Origin of the sequence: Bradyrhizobium sp. Ash2021 (assembly GCF_031202265.1) — a bacterium.
Taxonomy (GTDB): Bacteria; Pseudomonadota; Alphaproteobacteria; order Rhizobiales; family Xanthobacteraceae; genus Bradyrhizobium.
The window spans coordinates 193,625-215,077 of record NZ_CP100605.1; the positions used below are offsets into that span (position 1 = coordinate 193,625).

Genomic DNA, 21,453 nt, shown 5'->3' on the forward strand with positions numbered 1-21,453 from the left:
CCGCCCAATCTCGTGGTGGAAAGCAGAGCGGTGACGGTTGTCCGCACGGACTGCTGCAGTCATATCTCCATGCTTCACACCGGCCGTCGAAATTGTATGCTTGGGCGCGGAGAGAACTCGGAGTACCTGCACAATTGAGAGTTCCCCAGCGCGCCCTGGAGCTATCGCCAATTTTTGGTGACGGCCTGATCAGTCAGGCGGCGGCGGTTGCGGGCTGAGGGGCGGCCAGCTTGGCGGTGACCTCGATCCCGTCGGTGAATTTCACACCGAGAATGATCTTTGGCAAGTGTGCATGTCCGTCGAGCCGTCGCCAGGATCGTTGCGCCCCTTCGACCAGCTTGAATACCATGGCGAGAGCGGTCTTGTTTGAGAGGCAGCCTTTCGATCGGATCGTGCGGTGGCGGACGGTCGCGAAAGTGCTTTCAATCGGGTTGGTGGTGCGCAGGTGCTTCCAATGCTCGGCCGGGAAGTCGTAGAAGGCGAGCAGCAGGTCGCGATCCTTCGTCAGACAATCGACGGCCTTCTGGTATTTCGGCGTGTAGCTTTCGATGAAGGCGTCGAAGGCGACTTCGGCATTGGCCTTGGTCTCGGCCATCCAGATTTCCTGCAGCGCCCGCTTGGCCTTTGGTTGCACACTCTTGGGTAATTTGCCCAGCACGTTCGCCGTCTTGTGCACCCAACAGCGCTGCTCGCGTGCTTTCGGCCAGACCTCGCCGGCCGCTTTCCAGAAGCCGAGCGCGCCGTCGGCGATCATCAGCTCGGGCCGGGCATCGAGCCCGCATCGCTTCAGATCCAGCAGCAGATCGCGCCAATCCTGCGCACTTTCCCGAGCGCCATCGGTGAACCCGACGAGCTCTTTCTTGCCCTCGGGCGTCGCGCCGATCAGCACCAGGATGCACTGCTTTTCATCTTCCAGCCGCGCCTCGAGGTGGATGCCGTCCGCCCAGACGTACACGTAGCGCTTGCCCGACAAATCACGCTTGCGCCACTGGGCATGATCATCCTGCCAGCCGTCCTTCAGGCGGCCGATGGCGCTGGCCGAGAGGCCGGGCGCATCCTTGCCGAGCAAGGCCGCCAGAGCGTCCGAGAAATCGCCGGTCGAGATGCCCTTCAGGTAGAGGATCGGTAGCAGCGTCTCGATCGACTTCGAGCGGCGCATATAGGGCGGCAAGATCGATGGCGAGAAGCGGATGCGGCGGGGATCGCCGGCTGCGGCCTCGCGATCGCGCACGCGGGGCTGGCGCACCGGGACCGCGCCGATGCCCGTCATCACCTCGCGCTCGGGCAGATGACCGTGGCGCACCACGCGTTGGTGGCCATCCTCGGTCTTCAAATCGGCATGCTTGGAAAGAAACCCGGCGACCTCGGCCTCCACCGCCTGGGCGAGAAGGGCACGCGCCCCATCGCGCAAAATGTCGGTGAGTTGGTCGCTGAAAGTTCCTGGCTGAATCAGTTTTACGACGGTATCCTTAGACACGGCATATCGCTCCTTTGGTGGAGAAGTGGAGGCGTTGAACACCCCCACGATATGCCGCCTTCCCGATTCACGCCGTCACCAACTTTGGGCCATAGCTCCGCGCCCTGCGTCGTAAGCATCATTTTGTATAAGGGAACATCGCTATGAGCGCATCGCCAGACGAGAAGACGCCGCTCACGGACACCGATCCGTTGCCGGCTTTGCAACTGTTCAGGGCTCCCTTTGCAGTGCGATACATTGCGGCGCTCCTGATGACAGCATTCGCAACCGTGATAGCAGTCGGCATCGACGCCAAGATGACAATCCCGAACCTGTCTCTTGTCTTCGTGATTCCTGTAGTCGTTGCCGCCGTCACTTTCGGTCTAGGTCCCTCCCTTTTCTCGGCAATACTCGGAGCTCTTTCCTACAATTTTTTCCTGACCGAGCCGCGCTACTCGCTTGTCGTCGATGACCCAGCGAATGTATGGGCGATTGCGCTGCTTTTTGTCTGCGGATGTATCGCAAGCGCGGTAGCCTCTACCGCCCGGCGCAAGGCAGACGAAGTGGCGCTTTTGAAGCGACAAGCTGAGGCGCTCCAGCACTACAGTCGCGAGACCCTGGCGGCTGACAATACAAGAGCGATCATCTACAACACCGCCAATGCTCTTGAAGCCATCTTCCAGGTCCCTGTCGTCGTCATGATCCTGTTGGAGGCTGCTGTGGATTTCGTTGAGAGGCGCGGCGGGCTCGAACCCGTCGAGCTAGAACTCGAGGCGGCGCGGGCATCCTTGGCGACTGCTAGGCTTGTCCCCGCAAGCGTGTACCCGTTCGATACCTCGCGTTTCGATTTCTGGCCTGCGCCTACTTCCACGGGACAGCAGGCTGTCATTGGACTGGCATTTGATCCCGACGAGCGACCGCGTACAGCCGGTGTCCTGGTTGAAGTCGTCGGGAGCGTTCTTGCCTTGGCTCTCGACCGGCAGCAACTCCAGGCGTGATCTGGTGAGCAACTCGCGATCCAGGTTGGTTCCATCGACACGGGGCACAACCAGTGGCCGCTTTCCACCCGTCGGGGACATTCATTTGGTGAGATCGGAAGGTCTGCCTCGGGTCTTGGCTGCGTAAATACGCGGCGGCAACGAGAACCGAAAGAATCGTGTTCTATCAAATTGCGAACTGCATCGTAGGCGTTCTCACGCGCTGTCGATCGTTATCGGCTTGAGAAATTTCATTCTAGACGATCGCGAGCGCGCGCCGTTTTCACACAGCCACGGTCAAAAGCGGAAGTCGCGGGGCGGTCTGGTCCAGGTCCGCTATTCCCTCAGGGGCGGACATCAGTTGGCGCGGGCGGCATGTCCGGTTTGTGCCAATTCCAGACTAATGCGGTGCAGCAAATTGGACGTTGGTTCTTGCTTTGCTGACAATCATCAGCGCTATTGGATGTCCTTCGCCAAAAACACAAAGCCCAATGAGCGAAGCAGTGGGAGTGATCCGATGAATCCGAACCAAGCACTTTGGGAAAAAGGTGACTTCACTCGAATTGCGGCGAGCATGAGAGATAGCGGAGAGGTCCTCGTCAGCAGGCTGGGAATCACAAAGGGGCTCAAGATCCTGGACCTCGGATGTGGCGACGGAACAACCGCGATTCCTGCAGCGAAACTTGGAGCCGAAGTACTGGGTGTCGATATCGCGAGGAACCTCGTTGAGGCGGGGAACAGACGCGCCGAGGAGCTGGGCCTTACGAATTGTAAGTTTCAGGAGGGCGACGCCTCGAACTTGCACGAGCTCAAGGACGATACGTTCGATCTGGTCGTTAGCATCTTTGGTGCCATGTTTGCACCAAAGCCATTCGATGTAGCCGAGGAGATGGTGCGCGTAACGCGGCCCGGCGGACGGATTGTCATGGGGAATTGGATTCCGAACGATCCGACATTAGTGGCGCAGATCCTGAAAATCAGCGCGGCGTACTCGCCGCCGCCGCCCGAGGGCTTCATCAGCCCGATGACATGGGGCATCGAGACTAACGTCATCGAGCGATTTGGAAGCGCGGGGGCTGCGAAGGAGAACATATCATTCGTCAGAGACACCTATACCTTCAATTTCCCCGACAAGCCGTCAGACCTCGTCGATGCATTCAGAAAATACTATGGGCCAACCATGAATGCCTTTGATGCCGCGGAAAAGACGGGACGAGGGTCCGATCTGCAGCGAGAGCTGGAAACTCTATTTAACAATCAGAATAAAAGCCCGAGCAACGACGCGACTTCGATTCCGGCGACCTTTCTCCGCGTAACCGTGCAGGCCTGATGGGCGGGTTGGATGCAACGGGAAGCCGGGTCCAGGGCCTGCCCAGGTCGCCTTTGGGTCTTGGCCGCGTGAAAACTCCAACGTTCAATCTACGTGTAGAAACTCCTTCTCGATTTTCGTAAATTTGAAAACCAAAAGTGCTTGCGACCACTACTAAGAGAAGACGATAGAGAAAACAATTCTGCGCATTCTTGGCTCGTGCACGTTTTTACGCAGCCAGGGTCAATAGTGGAAGTCGTCAGGCCTCGGGCCCACGTCCGCTTCACCCCCGAGTGCGGACACGGGTTTCATCCAATATGAGGTTCGTTTTGTGCCGATATTGTTGCAAAAGTCGAAAATCGAACAACCCTAAAAATCTCGCGAAAGCCGATCTTTGGACTTCTCGGCTGCTGCGTCGCTTTTCAACGCCACTACGGAGGTCCGTGATCGATTTTGAATGAAACGATATCCGCGTTGCCGGCTTGCTGGCGCCTCGGGACGCGGTGATCCAGCCTTGCTGCCTGAGTTCTGACGCCCCCCGGATTACCTGCCTACGGGTGTAGCCGGTGTCCTCCGATAGGGTCTGGTAGGAGGGGTCGCACCGGTGCGTCTTGGTGTTGTACCGGTCCAGGAGGAGTGCTGCGACCACCTTGGCTGCCGGGCTGAGAGACCGGTCCAACAGAATCGCCTGCAGCATTTTCCATTTCAGAAGAAAAGTGACCGTCGTGGCCGTACCGCTTGCGCATGCTGATCCGCTCATAGCGCGCCCCCGAAAGGAAGAAGCGCGGCCGGAACCAGATGTTGCGCCTGGAGGGCGACAAGGGTAATTTCGGCCTGCTCAAAACGACCTTCCAACTTGCAAATGGCCAGCGCCGGGTTGCCGCCCGCGCGCTGGCTTCGCATTTCTGGATTAGGAGGTCGCCGCATGCCGCCCCCTGGTTTGCCAAAGCTCCCAAAAGCCTTTTCGCTGCAAGGAATGCATTTAGGAAGGTTTGCTTATGGAAGGGATTGATTTTGTTCGATGTATTAGTTCTGCTGGGATCGCCAATGATTTCAATACGATGGATGATTTATTCTCGAAAATTCCATGTACCATTTGTTATTGAAGAAAACCCTTTGGTATCAGGCTTTCCCGTTTAGTACCGCCTAGTTAGTGGTACACGGATGGTACATGGCACTTCGTGATTTGTTCTCTCGAATGGTTGCTAGATCACCCGCGACCGCCAGCGGATTCGGCGCCTTCCCTGCCCCACATCTTGGGCGATTGCCGGACGGTGTTTTAGAGTGGCCTGTTTTGAATCTGCGGGTGGCCTAATTCGGCCAGTACCCGCCACCGCGCCGGTCTGGCGTCACCAAACGTGCTCAACCCCCTTGCCGTTGTCGTTGCTCAGACAAAGCAAACGACCCCAGCGCAAGTGGGTTGCGCTGAGGCCGTTCTTGAAATGCGCCCGATCAGGGGCTGGGGGCTGAAGATCGGACGCCCCCGTATCATCAATTCTGAATCGTGTCCTAATTCGCTAGAAGGGGTGTCCCAATTAGGACACCCCCCAACTCAGTTAACGATATCCTTCAGGCACCACCGCTGCGGCCCGCGCCCGACCCCCGGGGACGACCGGCCCCAGTCAGTAGGCTCCGCGATACCGCCTCTGGCGCCACCTCGGCGACTCGAGCGCATTCGCCACATACGGATTGAGCACGCATTGTGCCGCGCGGCCGGATGCCGACCCGGCGCATTGCGCCAGTGATGTATAACGGCACTCGTAATAGGTGGCCTTGCCGTAGACGTGCAGGCAAACCGGGTAGCTTGGATCATTGGTCTGAGATCGCGCCGGCGCAGCGGCGGAAACCGTGCCGATCGCCAAAGTCGCCAAAAGCAGAATGCGCATCAGAACCTCCTCCGAAATTGGCGGCTGCAGTTGAGCTGCAGTTTCCGCCTTGGGGTCTGATTTAGGGAACCAATATGCATCTCGCCAGCATGTCGGCCGCTCCGAATTCCCACGCGCGTAACGCTAATACGTCGCCGTACCCGTAGCCCAAAGAAAAACCCGCCAGCGTGAACCGGCGGGGCTCGTCCCGAGCCACCCGCGACCGCCAGCGGCGCGGTCTCGTTCCTCGCCCCTACATCTTGGGTGATTGCCGGACGTCCCGCGGCGCGCTTTGATGGGCCATGCCCGCCCTCACCCGCAAGCATTCGAAGCACCGCGCCGACTGCTGGCAGGTCTATTTCGGCGACGTCCAGGTCGGCACGATCGCGCGCCGCGCCGGGGTGCCGGTCGACGTCGATCAATGGGGTTGGCAATGCGGCTTCTACCCCGGATCGGAGCCAGACGAATATCTCGACGGCACGGCCGCGACGTTCGAGCAGGCGCGCGACGACTTCGAAGGGGCATGGCGAGTCTTTTCGGCGAAGCGGGCGCCTGCCGATTACCAAGCGTGGCGTGATCAGCGCGATTGGACCACGCGGAAATATGCCATGTGGGAAGCCGGGGAAAAGCTGCCGACGCAGAAGCCGAATTCGACGATGCGCTGTCCCTGCGGCGAGACGTTTGATAGTCACCAGCTCGAACACAGCCTGATCCACGTCCCCCATATCACCAAGCACCGTCGTGAAACTCACCACCGATCGCCCATTCGCTGATCCGGAAAAAGCCGGCCGCAAGCTGCTGGAAATCGCCAACGCGACCGAAGCCGTCCAGGACGGGCGGATCCACATCGAAAAGATCAACGGGCCGTTTCTGAAGGCCGGCGGCAGCCCGGCCGAATATGGCGCTGGGCTCAAGCTTGCGATCGAGCGCGGCTGGCTGTGGCTGCACGAATCCGGGACTTACGTGAAATTTACACCCGCCGGCGCCGAGCTGTTCGCCTAAGCATGATGCCCACAATCAGCATATCGCGAGCCGGTTCGTTCAGGCGGCCGGTCATCGTAATCGGCCGATGGGCTCTAAAGTTTGCCCGCAACGCGTTGGGCCGCGACTGCAACAGATATGAGGCAGATCTCTATCAAACCACGAGCGATGATCGCCGCAAAATGCTCTGCCCGGTGCTGTGGATTTCGTCGAACGGTCGAATGCTCATCATGGCGGCGGCCGAGCCGATGGCAGAGATGATGACCCTCGAAAACTATCTCGATCTGGGCGAGCGGTGGGGCAGCGACTGTCCTTTTGAACCGAAGCCGTCGGATTGGGGCTGGTACAAAGGACGCCGTGTGGCGCTCGACTACTCGACCCCGGCATGGTGAGACAATCACAGCATGCCTTGGTCCGCGCCGTTTGATGACCCGATACCGCTGCCGGACGGCCGCCAGATCGTCACGCTCAGAGATGCCGCCACCTACATTACCAAGCTGCCGAAAGCCGAGCACGACGCGCCGGAATGGCAGCACGCCATGGAAGCGCTCATTCTCGTCGCCGAGAAAGGCGGCCCGGCGATGTTCGCCCGGATTGGCGTGATGCGGGCCTTGAACCGGCACGTCGAACCGGTGTTTGATCCCTCGCGCAAGAGTACTCATTGGGGCAAGCGCAAGCTGAAGAGAGACCAATGACCGTCTTAGTCTACGTCAACACGAGCAGGCAGGTTGGCGACGCCGAGCACATCAAGGTGTTCGCAAATGTGGACGCCGCGGAGAAATGGTTCGAGATAGACCACATTGTTGTCACGGAAGCGACGAGCCGGCACGCCGCGCGCGCGGATTATTACAATTGGCTTTTTTACTGCATGCGACGTCGCCATGACCGGCTGGTTGGTCGGTCTTGGATGGGTCGCGATTTCGCTGGCGCAGTATCTTTTCTTTTGATCAGCTCAGATACTGCACAAGCTGGGCGGCCTTCATGCCCGCACAGCCGATCATGATCCAAAGAGCGAAGTTGATTTCCAACGCGACCAAAACCATCCCGCGTCTCCCTAGTTTCGTCCACGTTTGTCGGGACGATTGGTCACGAGAATGGCTGTGACTCGCGCGGACTTCCAGCTGATATTTGAGGCATCTGTTGTGCAATGCGTGAGTTCGCTCAACCGCCCACGACAGTCGGCGATACCGATCCCATTTGAAAGTTTTTGCGAGCGAAGCCGCGGCCGAAAATCTGCTCTCGAAGAACGATCCAGAAGGCTTGGGTTTCGGGTCGCGTGCGAATGACGAACGCCTGTATACATTTGCGTTCGGTTGCTCACAAATTCGTCTTGCAGCAAGTTGCTGGCCCCGTTTGGTGTCCGTGGGTCCTTGGAGCGACACCGAGATTGACCCTCGCCTCGCACCATCTTTCCCAAATGCCCCCGTCGGTCCCAGACCCGGCGGGGGTTTTATTTTAGCGCGGGCGACAGGACCCTTCGGCCCTCTCGACAACCCCGCAAAAGGCCAGCATTTTGGCCGCGGGGAATTCACGAGGCTGCCTGATGCCGCTGACCAGGAGCGAAATCATTGGCTACGACGCTGACAAGATGCTTTTCCGCTTCACGATGATGAACGGTGTCCAAGCCATCGATTGCGAAATAAGCAGCGCTGCTCTGGATGATTTGGCCGGAACGCGCGGAACGGGAGGGTTCGCGGACCGCAACGCTCAGTTCGAGGAGTATCGCGCCAACATCGAGGAACTTGCGTCCCAGCAGTTTGATGCTCGGCCGAGCAAGCTGATCCGCGTTTTCGCGAAGCATTTGCCCAAACGATAATGCACTTGCCGCGCTCATCACGCCCTCATGGTGGTGCTCACAGCTGGGAGCAGCTGTGCCAATTCTGCGTTCTTAGCGAACAGCTTCGCCGAATACGCGCCTGAGCGGGGCTGAAAAGGAAGATCGGGGCGGCGGCATAAAGACCTGGTCGCTCGGGCCGAAGTTAAGAAACTCCAAAGCGGTCACTTTATTCCGACCGAACTTAGATTTTTGTTTTACACTTTAATTGAACCTGGCATCCACGTTGCTTTACAAAGAATTGGCGCGCCTAAAGAGGGGTAGGAGTTAAACGTGTTCGAAGTGGTGGTTATCGAGCGCCGCCCGACGAAATGGAAATGGCAGGTTTGCAGTGCTGACGGAACTCCTGTCATGTGAGCTGGCCCCGGTTGTCTGAACAAAAATTCCGCGTCGATAAGTGGAGCCTCTGCCGAGGTTAGGCCGCCGCGCGGAGCGGCGGAAGATCGAAGTAGGCTTGATCCGGGGTCATGTCGTCAAGACTCGAATGAGGACGTCGGCCGTTGTAAAAGTCGAGATACCGGCCGATCGAATGTCGCGCCTCGCCGACGGTTTCGTAGGCTCGCAGATAGACCTCCTCGTATTTGACGCTGCGCCACAGCCGTTCGACGAACACATTGTCCCGCCAGGCCCCTTTGCCATCCATGCTGATGGCGATGCCATTGCTGGCGAGCAGGCCGGTGAACGCCGCGCCGGTGAACTGAGAGCCCTGATCGGTGTTGAAGATGTCCGGCTTGCCGTGGCGAGCCAAGGCATCTTCCAGGGTCTCGACGCAGAAGGCCGCCTCCATCGTGATCGACAGCCGCCACGACAGAACACGACGTGTCGCCCAGTCCAGCACCACGGCGAGATAGACGAAGCCGTGCGCCATCGGAATGTACGTGATGTCCATGGCCCAGACCTGGTTCGGCCGCCGGATCTCGATGCCGCGCAGCAGATACGGATAGATCTTGTGGCCGGGCTCGGGCTTGGTGGTGCGCGGACGGCGATAGAGCGCCTCTATCCCCATCCGCCGCATGAGCGTCTTCACATGCCGGCGGCCGATCTTGCACCCCTGCAAAGCCAGCAGGCCTCGCAACATACGCGAACCGGCGAAGGGATACTCCAGGTGCAGCCGATCGAGACGCTGCATGATCTCGAGGTCGGCTGAAGAGACTGGACGCGGCAGATAGTACACGCTGCCGCGACTGACCTTCAAAATCTCTGCCTGCTTGGTGATCGACAGATCGTGCTTACGGTCGATCATCGCTTTGCGCTCAGCAATCCCGCCTTGGTGAGCGCGCCTTCTAAAAAATCGTTCTCCAGCGTCAGCTCCCCGATCTTGGCATGCAGCGACTTCACATCGACCGCGGGCGTGGCCGGCGTCCCGCCCCCCGATCCGAAAATATCAGAGGCGCCGCCCTCAAGCTGTGATTTCCAGGCCGTAATCTGATTGGGGTGAACGTCGAAATGCTCCGCCAGCTGGGCTATCGTCCGATCGCCCTTGATGGCGGCCAGAGCCACCTTCGCCTTGAAGGCCGGTGAGTGGTTCCGCCGGGGTCGTCTGCTCATGGTCTCTCCTGTTCACGGCAATTATCGCCGCTGTCAGGCAGAAATTCCACTTATCGTTCTGTCCAGATTTCCGCGACCGGCTCTATGAGCGGGTGGGAAAGGACCCGGCAAGCAGCTAGATACCAAGCCTATCGGGCGTTGTTTCTGTTGCTCGCTGCTGGCAGCAGCTGGAAAGCAAATGATGCCACCGAAGCGGATGACAAGCTCTAAGTATCGCTCCGTCACGTGTTACCTGAAATCGTTGAGCGGAGCTGGCGTGGCGGCGGAACGGTCCGAAACGTCGCGTCCGATTTTCGACCTGAGCTCCACAAGATCAGTGAAAATATCCGCCTGACGCCGTAACTCGTCGGCAATCATCGGCGGTTGGCTTGAAATCGTCGAGACTACGGTAACCCGGGCGCCGCGCCGCTGCACCGCCTCGACCAGCGAGCGGAAATCGCCGTCGCCCGAGAACAGCACAATCTGGTCGACATGCTCGGCCAGTTCCAAGGCATCGACCGCGAGTTCGATGTGGGCCGGGCCGGTCAGGCGGCGGCGGTTATGGGCTGACGGTCAGCGGGTTTAGCGATGACCTCGATCCCGTTGTTGAATGTCACACCGAGAACGAGTTTTGGCAACTGGTTGTGGCCATCGAGACGACGCCAGCTTTTCTGCGCGGCCTCGAGCAGCTTGAAGACCATCGCGAGCGCCGTCCTGTTGGACAGGCATCCCTTCGATCGGATCGTGCGGTGGCGCACGGTAGCGAAGGTGCTTTCAATGGGATTGGTCGTTCGCAGGTGTTTCCAGTGCTCGGCCGGGAAGTCGTAGAACGCCAGTAGCGTGTCCCGATCCTTGCCCAGGCAGTCGGCCGCCTTCTCGTATTTGGGCGTGTAGCTCGCGATGAAGGCGTCGAACGCCAGCTCGGCGGCGGCCTTGGTTTCGGCCATCCAGATCTCCTGCAACGCGCGTTTGGCCTTCGGCTGCTGGCTCTTCGGCAACTTGGCGAGTACGTTCGCGGTCTTGTGCACCCAGCAGCGCTGCTCGCGCGTTTTCGGCCAGACCTCACCGGCGGCCTTCCAGAACCCGAGCGCGCCATCGGCGATGGTAAGCCGCGGCGGCACGTCGAGCCCGCGCCGCTTCAGATCGAGCAGCAGATCGCGCCAGTCCTGCGCGCTCTCGCGGGCGCCATCGGTGAAGCCGACCAGTTCCTTGCGGCCTTCCGGCGTCGCGCCGATCAGCACCAGGATGCACTGCTTTTCGTCTTCGAGGCGTGCCTGGAGATGGATGCCATCGGCCCAGATGTAGACGTAACGTTTCGCCGACAGATCGCGCCTCTGCCACGCGGTGTGTTCGTCAAGCCAGCCGTCCTTCAGGCGGCCGATGGCGGATGCCGACAATCCGGCAGCATCCTTGCCGAGCAGTGCTGCCAGCGCCTCGGAGAAGTCGCCGGTCGAGATACCCTTCAGGTAAAGGATCGGCAGCAGCGTCTCGATCGATTTAGAGCGGCGCATATAGGGCGGCAGGATCGAGGGCGAGAACCGGATGCGGTCGGGGTCGGTAGCGTCCGCCTCGCGATCGCGCACACGCGGCTGGCGGACGGCGACCGGACCGATACCGGTCATCACCTCGCGCTCCGGCAGGTGACCGTGGCGCACGACCCGCTGGTGGCCGTCTGCGGTCTTCAAATCGGCATGCTTGCCGAGAAAGTCCGCGACCTCGGCCTCGACCGCCTGGGCCAACAGAACACGTGCCCCAGTACGCAAGATTTCCGTGAGTTGATCGTCGACGTTTGCTGGCTGAATCAGCTTGATGATGTTATCTTTGGACACGGCATATCGCTCCTTCGGTGGAGAAGTGGAGGCGTCAAGCACCCCCACGATATGCCGCCTTTCCGATTCCCGCCGTCACCAACTTTCAGCGATAGCTCCTGATGATGCCATGCGAGCGCAAGAGCGTAGAGCCTATGGCGGCGGTGACCGCCCCTGAGCGGACGGCAGCGCAGCATCAAACACTACTGCATTTTGTCGGCGAAGGGCGCTGGTCGGACGAAAAGGTCTTGGCCAAGGAGCGCGAGATGGTCCTGCCGGAGATCGTGCGCCATGGGCAGATCGAGGCCTGGATTATCGACGACACGGGTTTCCCCAAACAGGGCCGGCATTCGGTAGGGGTGGCACGGCAGTATTGTGGTCAACTCGGCAAGCAGGACAATTGTCAGGTCGCGGTGTCGCTATCGATTGCCAATCGTCACGCCAGCCTGCCGGTGGCCTACCGCCTTTATTTGCCGGAACAGTGGGTGGTGGACGATGACCGCCGGCGCAAAACAGGCGTGCCCGATGATATTCGCTTTAGGACCAAGCCCGAGATCGCGCTCGAGCAGATTCGTGCGGCCAGTGCAGCCGGCCTGCCGCCCGGTGTGGTGCTGATGGACGCCGGATATGGCTGCAACACGGAACTGCGCAGCAGCATCAGCGCACTGGGGTAGACCTATGTGGCCGGCATCTTGCCGAACACCACGGTATGGGCGCCGGGTATGGCGCCGTTGCATCCCAAAACCTGGTCGGGCCGCGGACGGCCACCGAAGTTGATACGGCGTGATCGCAATCATCGGCCGACCTCAGTCAAGCAGCTTGCTTTGGGCTTGCCGGCCAAAGCCTGGCACAAGATCGCGTGGCGCGAAGGCTCGGCCGAACAGTTGTCCTCGCGCTTTGCCCGGTTGCGTATCCGTGTCGCCCATCGCGATTACAATCTTACCAAGAGCCGCCCGGAAGAATGGCTGTTGATCGAGTGGCCGAAAGGTGAGGCCGAGCCGACAAAATATTGGTTCTCGACGCTTCAACAAAATATCACCTTCGGCAACCTGGTAGATCTCACCAAGCTACGCTGGCGCATCGAGCGCGATTATCAGGAGCTGAAGCAGGAGGTCGGGCTCGGGCATTTCGAAGGGCGGGGATGGCGTGGCTTCCACCATCACGCCACACTCTGCATCGCGACCTACGGATGCCTGATCTCCGAGCGGGAGACGATTCCCCCCTCAGCACCTCGTTCCACCGCGATGTTCCAGGCGCCTATCATTCCCCAAGGTTACAGACCCAGAGGCTCCACCGCTGCGGCCCGAGCGGCACATTCCAAACTCGATTACCACCATGCGCCGACGGCTCGTTCTCGCGCTCGTCAAAAACTTGCCGCGATGTCCGTGCTGCGCCGCTCCGATCAGGAACCCGGCGAAGTACAAAATTTTATGACGCAGTAAGATTAATTGATTACGGCTTCGCCATATGCCATGCCCCATTAAGAAAGCCGTCGCCATTAGTCTCGCCTAGCGTAGCATCTTTTTTGAACGTGTAGAGTGGTTTGCCTTTGTATGCCCACATCTTCTTGCCGTCGTCGCGTACAGCGATGGTCATATCGGGGGTCGCTTTGGCATCGCCATCGGCTATGAGCGGTGGCCAGATGTTTGGTTGCGCAGCATTTTAGTCCGCTTCGTGCCGATACTTTTGCAAAAGTCCTAAAATTCCGTGCGACTAATTTCCCGCCAAAAGAGGAAGCAAGCGCCAATCGCTGGCCAATGTGGTCTCAGATTCGTTACCGGGCCCGCGCATGAGCCCGTCGCTCGATGATGTAGTCCCCTACATAATTGTCTGGCCCGGAAAATTTGTGCTTGGTGATGCAAAAAGGGTCCTGCAACAGTATCTGCCATGCGTGGACCAAGCCTCGTCTAATTGCATTACTTGGCAGGGATCGTAAATTGAAACAGAGCACCCTGCGACTCGTGCCCGCTCACCCATAGCCGTCCTCCATGGTCCTCGATGATCGAGCGGCAGATTGATAGCCCCATGCCCATGCCGTTAGGCTTCGTCGTGTAGAATGCTTCGAAGAGACGCTGCAGGTTGGCCGCGTTCAGTCCTGGACCGGAGTCCCGCACGCCGACGCGCACGGCTTCCGAGGCGCTATTGGCGGTGCTGATATGTAGTTCGCGCTTTCCCTCAATGAGACCGCTCATCGCTTGAATTGCGTTGATGATCAAATTGAGCACCACTTGTTGGACTTGGACACGGTCTCCTTGAATGCGCGGCAAGTGCTCTGCCAAGTGCGTCTGCACGTTTACGCCGTTCTTAATCACCTCGCCGTGGACGAAGGTAAGAACCTCAAGGATCGCCTCGTTGATATCGAACGTCTCCGTCCGTCGTGCATCTTTCTTCACGAAACTGTGTATCCGGTCAATGATATCTCTGATCCGATTGACGTCCTTGATCAAGTGCTCAACAGATTGTCTTGCTTCTTCGATTTCAGGCGGCTGTTTCGTGAGCCAACGTAAACCGGCGCCCCCGTGCGTCACCGCTCCCGTCAGCGGCTGCTTGATTTCGTGGGCAATCGAAGCCGTGAGTTGCTCCATGGTTGCGACACGATTGGCGTGTGCCAGCGCGATCTGCGCGTCGCGATATTGCTGCTCGCTACGGGTAATCTCCAAGGCAATGGTGGCTTGGGCGGCGAAGTCCGTGATCAGTTCAATCTCTTTGTTGCTGAACGGCCGCACCTGACTGCGGAAAACACCGATGGCTCCAATTAGCTCATCATCCTTAAGCATAGGTACCAGGAGAACCGTCCTAGCACACGCCAATTCGACCGTAGTCACGACGAGAGGTGCGCGTTGAAGATAGCTCTGATCTGTCCTCAAGTCCGCGATGTGCACTGGCGACCGATCTCTGACGAGGCGCGCGATGGGAGTGCCGGGAGCTATGGGAATAACATCCGCTTGATGGAATAACTGGACGTACCTCGAAGGTCCTTTACGCGCTACAAGACGAACGCCAGTTCCCTCGAAAAGGAATAAAATGCCCAGATTAGCTCGGCAGAGCCGCGTAGCGTTGTCGAGGATAGTGTCGAGGATTGGCTGCAAATCATGCGGCGAGCAGGCAACGACGCGCAGCACTTTCGATATTGCCGCGCGGTGCTCCTGTAGCTCTGAGTGGGTAGGCACACGGCCGCGAGCGGCTTTAGGCCCACGTCCGGTCTTCTGGTTCTGATGAAGCCGTTTCATTGTCCCGTTCCCGCCTTTGGCCAACGCGGCCGCTCTTGTCCGCTTCTAGCGAGGGACTGGGCTGGGATCATAGCGACTCAATGGGCAATTCACGAGCCGTCACATAGGCTCCGATCCCAAACCGGGCAGCCGAATACTTGGGGTCCGCTTCGGGTCCAGACTGTGTGAAAACATTTTCGGAAGGCGCCATCAGCTCAGGCCACTTCCGCTTTGTCCCCAACAGCGGACATCGTTCCCGATTACGGCGGGCTTGAACAAAGGCATTCCGACGGCGCGCGGGGGCAGGGCACTTGGTCAGCGGTGCAAGTCGCCCACGTGCCGGAGCGGATCTAGCTCGGTCTGGGTGGACTAAAGGTCGATCAAGCCACCGTCGACGAATAGCTCGGCGCCGGTGGTGTAGGTGGCGTCGGCGGCGAGGTAGAGGGCCGCGGCGGCGACTTCGGCAGCGGTGCCGGTGCGCCCAAGCGGAATGCGGGTCTTGGCCCCCTCGATGAAGGAGTCTTTCTGGGCCGGCGTGAAGCCAACCTTGTCGAGGATCGGGGTGACGATCGGGCCTGGGCTGATGGTGTTGATCCGGATGCCGCGCGGCGCCAGCTCCTTGGCGAAGGTGCGGCCGAACGAGCGCAGTGCCGCCTTGGTCGAGCCGTAGATCGTCGTGCTGCCGCCCAGGGCGCCGGCCGCGCCGGACACCGAAGCGGTCAGGATGATCGCGCCGCCGTCCGGAATGACCGGGATGGCGTGCTTGAGCAGGAAGAATGCGCCTTTGACGTTGACGTTGAACTGGTTGTCGTAAAAGGCCTCGTCGACCTGCGCGATCGGCGCGAACTTGGCGATGCCGGCGTTGACGAATAGGATGTCGATGCGACTGTGCTTGCCCTTGACCTGCTCGACCAGGGCCTTGGTAGCGGCCACGTCGCTGGCGTCGGAGACCAGCACCTCGATCCCCGGTAGCGCTGCCTTGGCGGCGACTACCGAGCGCTCGCTGGAGCCGGTGACGATCACGGTCGCGCCTTCGGATTGAAAGAGTCTGGCGGTCTCCGCGCCGATACCGGAGGTGCCGCCGCTGATGAGAGCGATCTTGCCGTCGAGCTTGGCCATGAGAGGCCTCCTGACTTTTTGAGTGAGTTGTCGTGCCCAAGAGATGGGGCGGCGCGGGGCTCGATGCAACGCGCTCCGCGAACCGCCAGCCACCGGGCGTTTTTCTAGGGTCATTTAAGCTGCGACGTCTGCACCGGGTGTGCGCCGTGACAAGGCGGCGCTTTTCCAGTGGGTGCAAGTCCCACCCGGCAACCGCTCCAGCCGGAAGCAACCGGAGCAGTCATGGAGGTAACGAAGTGGCTGAAGCCTCTGGTTAGCGTGTCACGAATTGGTGACAGCGCGAGTGTGCAGGCCGTAACGCGAGTGAACGCCGAGCAAGCCTCGAAAAGGACGATGCGCAGGCCGACCCGACAACCCTTTCGGGGAAGGCTGACACGGCTGGGTGAGGCAGAGCGAAGAGTACGCCCAGCCGCTGCGCCGGGGTAGTGGCGACAGCATGTACACAAGGAAAGCGTACGCAACACGGGAAGCCCCAGGGTGTGGCCAGCGATGACCAACCGGATGCCCGCGAGGGACAGGCCGGGCGCCCTGGGGTGGCGGAGAGGTTCGTAGTAGCGCTGAAGCCGGGTAATGCCGGTGGAGGGAAGGGACCTCAGTTCAAAACAGACGCAACAAGTGGTGAGGGATTTGGAGATTGGGCAACCTATCAACTCCGAAGAGTGTTCAGAAACTGCAGACGGCGTTGCACGCGAAAGCGAAGGCAGAAGCCGGCTATCGGTTCTATGCCCTGTACGACAAGATCAGCCGCGAGGACATTCTGGCCCATGCTTATGCCCAGTGCCGCTCCAACAAGGGCGCACCGGGTGTGGATGGTCAGGACTTCGCGGACATCGAGGCGTACGGGGTGCAGCGGTGGCTTGGCGAACTGGCGCTTGCGCTCAGGCAGGAGACGTATCGACCGGATCCTATCAGAAGAGTGTACATACCGAAGGCCAATGGCAAACTCAGGCCATTGGGCATTTCGACCTTGCGTGATCGGGTCTGCATGACGGCAGCGATGCTGGTGCTGGAACCGATCTTTGAGGCCGATCTTCCGCCAGAGCAGTATGCCTACCGTCCCGGGCGCAATGCCCAACAGGCGGTGGTCGAGGTGGAAGCGCAGCTGTTCCGCGGCCATCCGGAAGTCGTTGACGCCGACCTCGCGGACTACTTCGGGAGCATTCCGCATGCCGAACTTCTAAAGTCGGTAGCGCGCCGGATTGTTGATCGGCGCGTGCTGCATCTGATCAAGATGTGGCTGGAATGTCCCGTGGAAGAAACCGACGATCGAGGACGGACGAAACGCACGACCGAAGCCCGTGACAGGCGGCGAGGCATTCCGCAGGGCTCACCCATCTCACCGCTGCTGGCGAATCTCTACATGCGCCGGTTTGTGTTGGGATGGAAGATGCTCGGGCTGGAGCAAAGCCTCGGCTCTCGCATCGTGACCTATGCCGACGACCTCGTGATCTTGTGCCGGAGAGGCAAAGCCGAAGAAGCCTTGCAGCAACTGCGCAAGATCATGAGCAAGCTGAAGCTAACGGTCAACGAGGAGAAGACGCGAATCTGCAAGGTACCGGAAGAGGAGTTCGACTTCCTGGGATACTCATTCGGACGGATGTACTCAGCGAGAACCGGCCAGGCGCGCCTGGGGTACCGGCCATCGAAGAAAAGCATCAAGCGCATGGTGGAGAACATTCACGCGCTGACCGCCCGATCTGGGATATGGCAAGAAACCACAGAGCTGGTGGGTAAGTTGAACCGCATGCTGCGCGGATGGGCGAACTACTTCAAGGTAGGCACCGTCAACAAGGCGTACCGGGCGATCGACAACTACACCGCTGTGCGGTTGCGCCGGTGGTTGCGCTCCAAGCACAAGGTCAGGCGACGTAAGGGCGGGGCTTATCCACTCTCGCACCTCTACGGGCACTTCGGGCTCGTACGCTTAACTGCGCTTGGACACGACGTGCCGTGGGTGAAGGCGTGAAGTCTTGTCCGAGAGCCGGATGCGAGAGATTCGCCCGTCCGGTTCGATGAGCGGGATGTGGAAACGGAGTCACGGTTGAACCACTAAGGCACCGCCAAACGAAAGAGGCGGAAAACAGATATGTTCGAACCTAAAGCCACCGCGCCACATCTCGACTCTACCCAGACTGCGTTCGCGTTTTTACACAGCCTGGGTCAAAATGCGACATCGCCCCATCCCGGCCCGACGTCCGCTTTGCCCTCGAAGGCAGACATCCGCTGGGGCGGATGGCTGCTCTGCTTTGACCAACAGGCGAACTGGTCAGGGCGTGTCACCTGCCTTGCGGATCATCAGCGGCATCGACAAAAATCGTGCTGGATGGACCCTCGAACTGAAGTTGTACGATGGCTTCTTCGTCCATGGTCCATACGAAGTGCGCTTGACCCGCAGGCACGATGGCGAATGTACCGACCTTTCCGATTTCAGGGTTTGAGGTATCGAATTGTTCGCCTTCGCCGTAGTAAACTTTACCGCTCAGAATTGTTGTGTATTCAGCGTATGGGTGCCTGTGCGGGCGTGTCTGTCGATTTGATGGGAATTTAAAGCGCAGGACGACTGTTCCGGCTTTGGTAGGATCGCCGAACAGAACCGCCGCCTTTCCCCCCGCTACGAGGGGAACATCGAACCATTTCAATTGATCCTCGTGAACCGAATATGAATTGACTATCGGGGAGGAAGTATCAGTCATGAAATTTTCATCCAAATGATCAAGAAAGCACACTGCCACTATCGTACAAACTAACGCGCCACGGAAATGGAAAATTGTTCGTTGTGGGTCAATCTCTACAGAAATGCCATGTCCGAGCTAGGTCCGGTCTACCCTCGAACTCGGACATCATCCGGTGCAGTCAGCACTTCGCATTTGGGCCACAGAACGAACCCGCTCTCGCGGGAGGGTGCGGCGGCGAGGTCGGGCGCATTGCGTCTGGCACAGTAATCATTTGATCGAACGCGGGTGACGGGCGGGCGCTCCGTCTTGAGGATCGAGGGGTCAAGCACTCCAACCTCTAGACAGGAGCCCCCAATGAGCGAGAAGCCCATCAGCCCGCTGCGCCAACGCATGCTCGAAGACATGAACATGCGCAGGTTGGTGCCCGATACGCAACGCGAGTACATCCGTGCCGTCAAGAGGCTCGCGACCTTTCTCGGCCGTTCCCCCGACACCGCGACCCCGGAAGAGCTGCGCGCGTTCCAGCTGCATCTGACCGAGAACGGTGCGCAACCACCGAGCATCAACGCGACCGTGACTGCACTGCGGTTCTTCTTCAAGGTGACGCTCGACCGGCCGGAGACGACGCGCCATCTCGTGTTCGTCTACGAACCGCGCAAGCTGCCACGCGTGCTCTCGCCCGAAGAGGTGTTGCGGCTGTTGGAGGCCGCACCCGGGCCCTGCGGGCATTCGAGGAGATTTGTATGCTCGACCAACTCAGCGGCGGCAGACTTGATCTCGGCATTGGCCGGGGCGCTGTCCCGCTTGAACTTTCCTTTTTTGGCATTTCGGCAGAACAGGCCCAGGACCGCTATAGCGAAGCAGCCGAGATCGTTCTTCAAGCGATGGAGACCGATACACTCAACCACGACGGCCGCTACTTCAAGCTGGACAACGTTCCGATTTCACTGTCGCCGTTCCAGAGACCCCATCCGCCCCTCTGGTACGGCACTACCAAGCCCGAGACAGCGCTTTTGGCCGCCGAGAAAAATATCAACATTGCGTGCATCGGCCAGAGTGTAGCGATCCGAACCATCACCGATGCGTATCGCTCTCGCTGGAATGCAACGTCGTCGGCCGAAAGCGACAGTATGCCTCTGTTGGGCATGGTGCGCACCATCGTCATCGCGGATAGTGATGCTGCAGCAGAGGCCCTCGCCGCGCCAGCCTATGCGCGTTGGTTGAAGACGTTTACACACCTCTCGCAGAGCCGCGGTTTGCCTGCTCCGCCCAACCTGCCAACGTCATTTGAGCAAGCTTCGGATGAAGGGCACTGCGTGGTCGGATCGGCCTCAACCGTGCATGATGCCTTGAAGAAACAGGTGGACGAGGCCGGTGTGACATACGTCATGTGCCACCTCGCTTTTGGCGACCTCCCGCTCGCTGCATCGCTCGATACGATCTCAGCCGTTCAGTCGAAGATCATGCCCGCCTTTGGCAAGGTTCAATTCGTCTAGCGCAGCAGCAGCGTCCGATTCTCTGTTAACCGCCAGCAGGATTGGATTTACGCCAGGCAATGTTCGCCAGCACTAACTCTCCGCGCAGAGTCGTCCGCGCACAAATCAACGAGGAACTGGGTGCAGAATTTCGTTGGCCTAATGGCTTTGATAGCCATAGCAGCGCTGCTGGTCTGGTCGGGCTTTTGCGCCTGGCAGGTTAGACATAGTTTCTTGAAATGGGGCGGCGTGGGCCTTGCGGCCGTGCTGGCTCTCGCAGTGACGTCCATCAGCGCACTCACGATCACGGGAATGATAAAGCAGCATACCCGCAGGGCCCCGGTACCGGACCTCAAGGTCGAGGCAACCCCCGAACGAATTGCGCGCGGCAAGGCGCTCGTCGATGGCTTCTGTAGCGCGTGCCATTCAAAGAGCGGCACGCTCACCGGAGGTCTCGACATAGGCAAGGATTTCCCGATTCCCATCGGGTCGTTCGTGTCCTCCAATCTGACGCCGACCGGAGCTTTGAAGCACTGGTCCGACGGCGAGATTTTTCGCGCGATCCGAAACGGGGTCGATGCTGAGGGGCACTGGTTGACTGTGATGTCGTACACCAACGCCGGCAAATTGAGCGACGACGATATCCAGGCCGTGATCGCCTTTATTCGAAGCCTGCCTGCCGCCGGCGCGCAGACGCCTGATCCTCCAGACCAGGTCAGCCTGCTTGGTGTGGTCATGTTGGGCGCCGGCATGCTGCCGAGTGGCAAGCCGGTTGTCACCAGTAGCGTCACGGCGCCGCCGAAGGGTCCGAACGTTCAATTTGGCGAATACATCCTGTCGTATCAGGATTGCCGTGAATGCCACGGCGAAAATCTCGCCGGCGGCGTTCCGGGCCAAATGGCGCCGCTGGGACCCGATCTCAATCTCGTTAAAGACTGGAAGCTCGCGGAATTCCTCGCCACGATGCGCACCGGTATCGATCCGAACGGCCATGAACTCAGCGAAAAAATGCCTTGGCGTCCGATCGGGCGCATGGATGACGACGAACTGGACGCCGTCTATGAATATCTGACGCATCGCCCCGATCCTGATGCACCCAACGTAACCAACACGAGCAATCATGATGATCGGAACCGGTGAACTCTCATTGGCGCACCGATATCGCGCGCCGCCGAAAAAACGGGGCGCATTATCTGCCCTCCGATCCTGGACGGACTG

19 protein-coding genes and 4 pseudogenes are annotated in these 21,453 nt (G+C 59.5%); 13 read left to right on the top strand and 10 right to left on the bottom strand.

Annotated elements, in window-relative coordinates; translation table 11 throughout:
- Positions 1 to 193: 193 nt before the first annotated feature.
- Positions 194 to 1,477 carry an IS256 family transposase gene (locus tag NL528_RS45895; RefSeq protein ID WP_309176722.1) on the bottom strand — a complete coding sequence of 428 codons (1,284 nt, stop codon included), beginning with the start codon at positions 1,475 to 1,477 and terminating at the stop codon, positions 194 to 196.
- A gap of 143 nt (positions 1,478 to 1,620) precedes the next feature.
- Between NL528_RS45895 and NL528_RS45900 the strand changes: the two genes are divergently transcribed.
- Together NL528_RS45900 and NL528_RS45905 are read left to right on the top strand one after the other, a co-directional pair.
- Complete coding sequence (locus NL528_RS45900) at positions 1,621 to 2,454, top strand: DUF4118 domain-containing protein (protein ID WP_309185412.1); 834 nt, start codon at positions 1,621 to 1,623, stop codon at positions 2,452 to 2,454.
- 496 nt (positions 2,455 to 2,950) lie between these two features.
- Entirely contained in the window at positions 2,951 to 3,763 is an 813-nt protein-coding gene (locus NL528_RS45905) for a class I SAM-dependent methyltransferase (RefSeq protein WP_309185414.1), read from the top strand.
- Between the two features lie 262 nt (positions 3,764 to 4,025).
- Here NL528_RS45905 and NL528_RS47455 read toward each other — a convergent pair whose 3' ends face one another.
- The gene (locus tag NL528_RS47455) at positions 4,026 to 4,502 is read right to left on the bottom strand and encodes a helix-turn-helix domain-containing protein (RefSeq protein ID WP_375144125.1); all 477 of its coding nucleotides are present in this window, start codon (positions 4,500 to 4,502) and stop codon (positions 4,026 to 4,028) included.
- Positions 4,503 to 4,540: 38 nt separating this feature from the next.
- On the opposite strand from NL528_RS47455, the gene NL528_RS45910 reads away from it, so the two are divergent.
- On the top strand, positions 4,541 to 4,882 hold the full coding sequence (locus NL528_RS45910) for a hypothetical protein (RefSeq protein WP_309185416.1): 342 nt from the start codon (positions 4,541 to 4,543) through the stop codon (positions 4,880 to 4,882).
- Between the two features lie 482 nt (positions 4,883 to 5,364).
- Here NL528_RS45910 and NL528_RS45915 read toward each other — a convergent pair whose 3' ends face one another.
- Entirely contained in the window at positions 5,365 to 5,628 is a 264-nt protein-coding gene (locus tag NL528_RS45915; RefSeq protein ID WP_309185417.1) for a DUF3551 domain-containing protein, read from the bottom strand.
- 281 nt (positions 5,629 to 5,909) lie between these two features.
- On the opposite strand from NL528_RS45915, the gene NL528_RS45920 reads away from it, so the two are divergent.
- From NL528_RS45920 to NL528_RS45940, 5 genes are all read left to right on the top strand, one after another.
- A complete protein-coding gene (locus NL528_RS45920; protein ID WP_309185418.1) occupies positions 5,910 to 6,380 on the top strand; it encodes a hypothetical protein in 471 nt (156 codons plus the stop codon).
- Entirely contained in the window at positions 6,349 to 6,609 is a 261-nt protein-coding gene (locus NL528_RS45925) for a hypothetical protein (RefSeq protein ID WP_309185419.1), read from the top strand. Before NL528_RS45920 ends, NL528_RS45925 begins: the two co-directional genes overlap by 32 nt.
- A 200-nt stretch (positions 6,610 to 6,809) precedes the next feature.
- Entirely contained in the window at positions 6,810 to 6,980 is a 171-nt protein-coding gene (locus NL528_RS45930) for a hypothetical protein (RefSeq protein WP_309185421.1), read from the top strand.
- Positions 6,981 to 6,992: 12 nt separating this feature from the next.
- A complete protein-coding gene (locus tag NL528_RS45935) occupies positions 6,993 to 7,283 on the top strand; it encodes a hypothetical protein (RefSeq protein ID WP_309185422.1) in 291 nt (96 codons plus the stop codon).
- Positions 7,284 to 8,131: 848 nt separating this feature from the next.
- Entirely contained in the window at positions 8,132 to 8,404 is a 273-nt protein-coding gene (locus NL528_RS45940) for a DUF1488 family protein (RefSeq protein WP_309185423.1), read from the top strand.
- 433 nt (positions 8,405 to 8,837) lie between these two features.
- Here the strand turns inward: NL528_RS45940 and NL528_RS45945 are convergent.
- The 3 genes and pseudogenes from NL528_RS45945 to NL528_RS45955 all read right to left on the bottom strand — a co-directional run bounded on the left by NL528_RS45945 (position 8,838) and on the right by NL528_RS45955 (position 11,778).
- Positions 8,838 to 9,970 (bottom strand): IS3 family transposase gene (locus NL528_RS45945; RefSeq protein ID WP_143206051.1). Its coding sequence is split into 2 segments (ribosomal slippage): positions 8,838 to 9,715 and positions 9,715 to 9,970, totalling 1,134 coding nucleotides; the frame shifts between segments, so codons are not numbered across the junction.
- Positions 9,971 to 10,198: 228 nt separating this feature from the next.
- A pseudogene (locus tag NL528_RS45950) lies at positions 10,199 to 10,486 on the bottom strand (NYN domain-containing protein); the annotation flags it as partial.
- Positions 10,487 to 10,494: 8 nt separating this feature from the next.
- Positions 10,495 to 11,778, bottom strand: coding sequence for an IS256 family transposase (locus NL528_RS45955; protein WP_309181748.1), 1,284 nt, complete (start codon positions 11,776 to 11,778; stop codon positions 10,495 to 10,497).
- A 98-nt stretch (positions 11,779 to 11,876) separates the two neighbouring features.
- Here NL528_RS45955 and NL528_RS45960 point away from each other — a divergent pair.
- A pseudogene (locus NL528_RS45960) lies at positions 11,877 to 13,199 on the top strand (IS701 family transposase).
- Positions 13,200 to 13,209: 10 nt separating this feature from the next.
- On the opposite strand, the pseudogene NL528_RS45965 reads toward NL528_RS45960, so the two are convergent.
- From NL528_RS45965 to NL528_RS45975, 3 genes and pseudogenes are all read right to left on the bottom strand, one after another.
- Positions 13,210 to 13,398, bottom strand: a pseudogene (locus NL528_RS45965) (hypothetical protein); the annotation flags it as partial.
- A gap of 275 nt (positions 13,399 to 13,673) precedes the next feature.
- Positions 13,674 to 14,987 carry an ATP-binding protein gene (locus NL528_RS45970; RefSeq protein WP_309185424.1) on the bottom strand — a complete coding sequence of 438 codons (1,314 nt, stop codon included), beginning with the start codon at positions 14,985 to 14,987 and terminating at the stop codon, positions 13,674 to 13,676.
- A gap of 348 nt (positions 14,988 to 15,335) precedes the next feature.
- Positions 15,336 to 16,085 (bottom strand): SDR family oxidoreductase, encoded by a 750-nt coding sequence (locus NL528_RS45975; protein WP_309185425.1) that lies wholly within the window; start codon positions 16,083 to 16,085, stop codon positions 15,336 to 15,338.
- A gap of 634 nt (positions 16,086 to 16,719) precedes the next feature.
- On the opposite strand from NL528_RS45975, the gene ltrA reads away from it, so the two are divergent.
- The gene (gene ltrA / locus NL528_RS45980; protein ID WP_309185427.1) at positions 16,720 to 18,051 is read left to right on the top strand and encodes a group II intron reverse transcriptase/maturase; all 1,332 of its coding nucleotides are present in this window, start codon (positions 16,720 to 16,722) and stop codon (positions 18,049 to 18,051) included.
- 310 nt (positions 18,052 to 18,361) lie between these two features.
- Here the strand turns inward: ltrA and NL528_RS45985 are convergent, their stop codons facing one another.
- Entirely contained in the window at positions 18,362 to 18,778 is a 417-nt protein-coding gene (locus NL528_RS45985; protein ID WP_309185428.1) for a cupin domain-containing protein, read from the bottom strand.
- Positions 18,779 to 19,168: 390 nt separating this feature from the next.
- Here NL528_RS45985 and NL528_RS45990 point away from each other — a divergent pair.
- The 3 genes and pseudogenes from NL528_RS45990 to NL528_RS46000 all read left to right on the top strand — a co-directional run.
- Positions 19,169 to 19,318, top strand: a pseudogene (locus NL528_RS45990) (phage integrase N-terminal SAM-like domain-containing protein); the annotation flags it as partial.
- Between the two features lie 185 nt (positions 19,319 to 19,503).
- The gene (locus NL528_RS45995) at positions 19,504 to 20,256 is read left to right on the top strand and encodes an LLM class flavin-dependent oxidoreductase (RefSeq protein WP_309185430.1); all 753 of its coding nucleotides are present in this window, start codon (positions 19,504 to 19,506) and stop codon (positions 20,254 to 20,256) included.
- A 120-nt stretch (positions 20,257 to 20,376) separates the two neighbouring features.
- Positions 20,377 to 21,375 (top strand): c-type cytochrome, encoded by a 999-nt coding sequence (locus NL528_RS46000; RefSeq protein WP_309185432.1) that lies wholly within the window; start codon positions 20,377 to 20,379, stop codon positions 21,373 to 21,375.
- Positions 21,376 to 21,453 lie beyond the last annotated feature (78 nt).

What these genes read in the sequence shown, in the direction of transcription:
- NL528_RS45905 (WP_309185414.1), top strand. Translation starts at nt 2,951, where the DNA reads ATGAATCCGAACCAAGCACTTTGGGAAAAAGGTGACTTCACTCGAATT.
- NL528_RS47455 (WP_375144125.1), bottom strand. Translation starts at nt 4,502, where the DNA reads ATGAGCGGATCAGCATGCGCAAGCGGTACGGCCACGACGGTCACTTTT.
- NL528_RS45970 (WP_309185424.1), bottom strand. Translation starts at nt 14,987, where the DNA reads ATGAAACGGCTTCATCAGAACCAGAAGACCGGACGTGGGCCTAAAGCC.
- NL528_RS45940 (WP_309185423.1), top strand. Translation starts at nt 8,132, where the DNA reads ATGCCGCTGACCAGGAGCGAAATCATTGGCTACGACGCTGACAAGATG.
- NL528_RS45930 (WP_309185421.1), top strand. Translation starts at nt 6,810, where the DNA reads ATGCTCATCATGGCGGCGGCCGAGCCGATGGCAGAGATGATGACCCTC.
- NL528_RS45900 (WP_309185412.1), top strand. Translation starts at nt 1,621, where the DNA reads ATGAGCGCATCGCCAGACGAGAAGACGCCGCTCACGGACACCGATCCG.
- NL528_RS45935 (WP_309185422.1), top strand. Translation starts at nt 6,993, where the DNA reads ATGCCTTGGTCCGCGCCGTTTGATGACCCGATACCGCTGCCGGACGGC.
- NL528_RS45915 (WP_309185417.1), bottom strand. Translation starts at nt 5,628, where the DNA reads ATGCGCATTCTGCTTTTGGCGACTTTGGCGATCGGCACGGTTTCCGCC.
- NL528_RS45985 (WP_309185428.1), bottom strand. Translation starts at nt 18,778, where the DNA reads ATGACTGATACTTCCTCCCCGATAGTCAATTCATATTCGGTTCACGAG.
- NL528_RS45995 (WP_309185430.1), top strand. Translation starts at nt 19,504, where the DNA reads ATGCTCGACCAACTCAGCGGCGGCAGACTTGATCTCGGCATTGGCCGG.
- NL528_RS45910 (WP_309185416.1), top strand. Translation starts at nt 4,541, where the DNA reads ATGTTGCGCCTGGAGGGCGACAAGGGTAATTTCGGCCTGCTCAAAACG.
- NL528_RS45975 (WP_309185425.1), bottom strand. Translation starts at nt 16,085, where the DNA reads ATGGCCAAGCTCGACGGCAAGATCGCTCTCATCAGCGGCGGCACCTCC.
- NL528_RS45920 (WP_309185418.1), top strand. Translation starts at nt 5,910, where the DNA reads ATGCCCGCCCTCACCCGCAAGCATTCGAAGCACCGCGCCGACTGCTGG.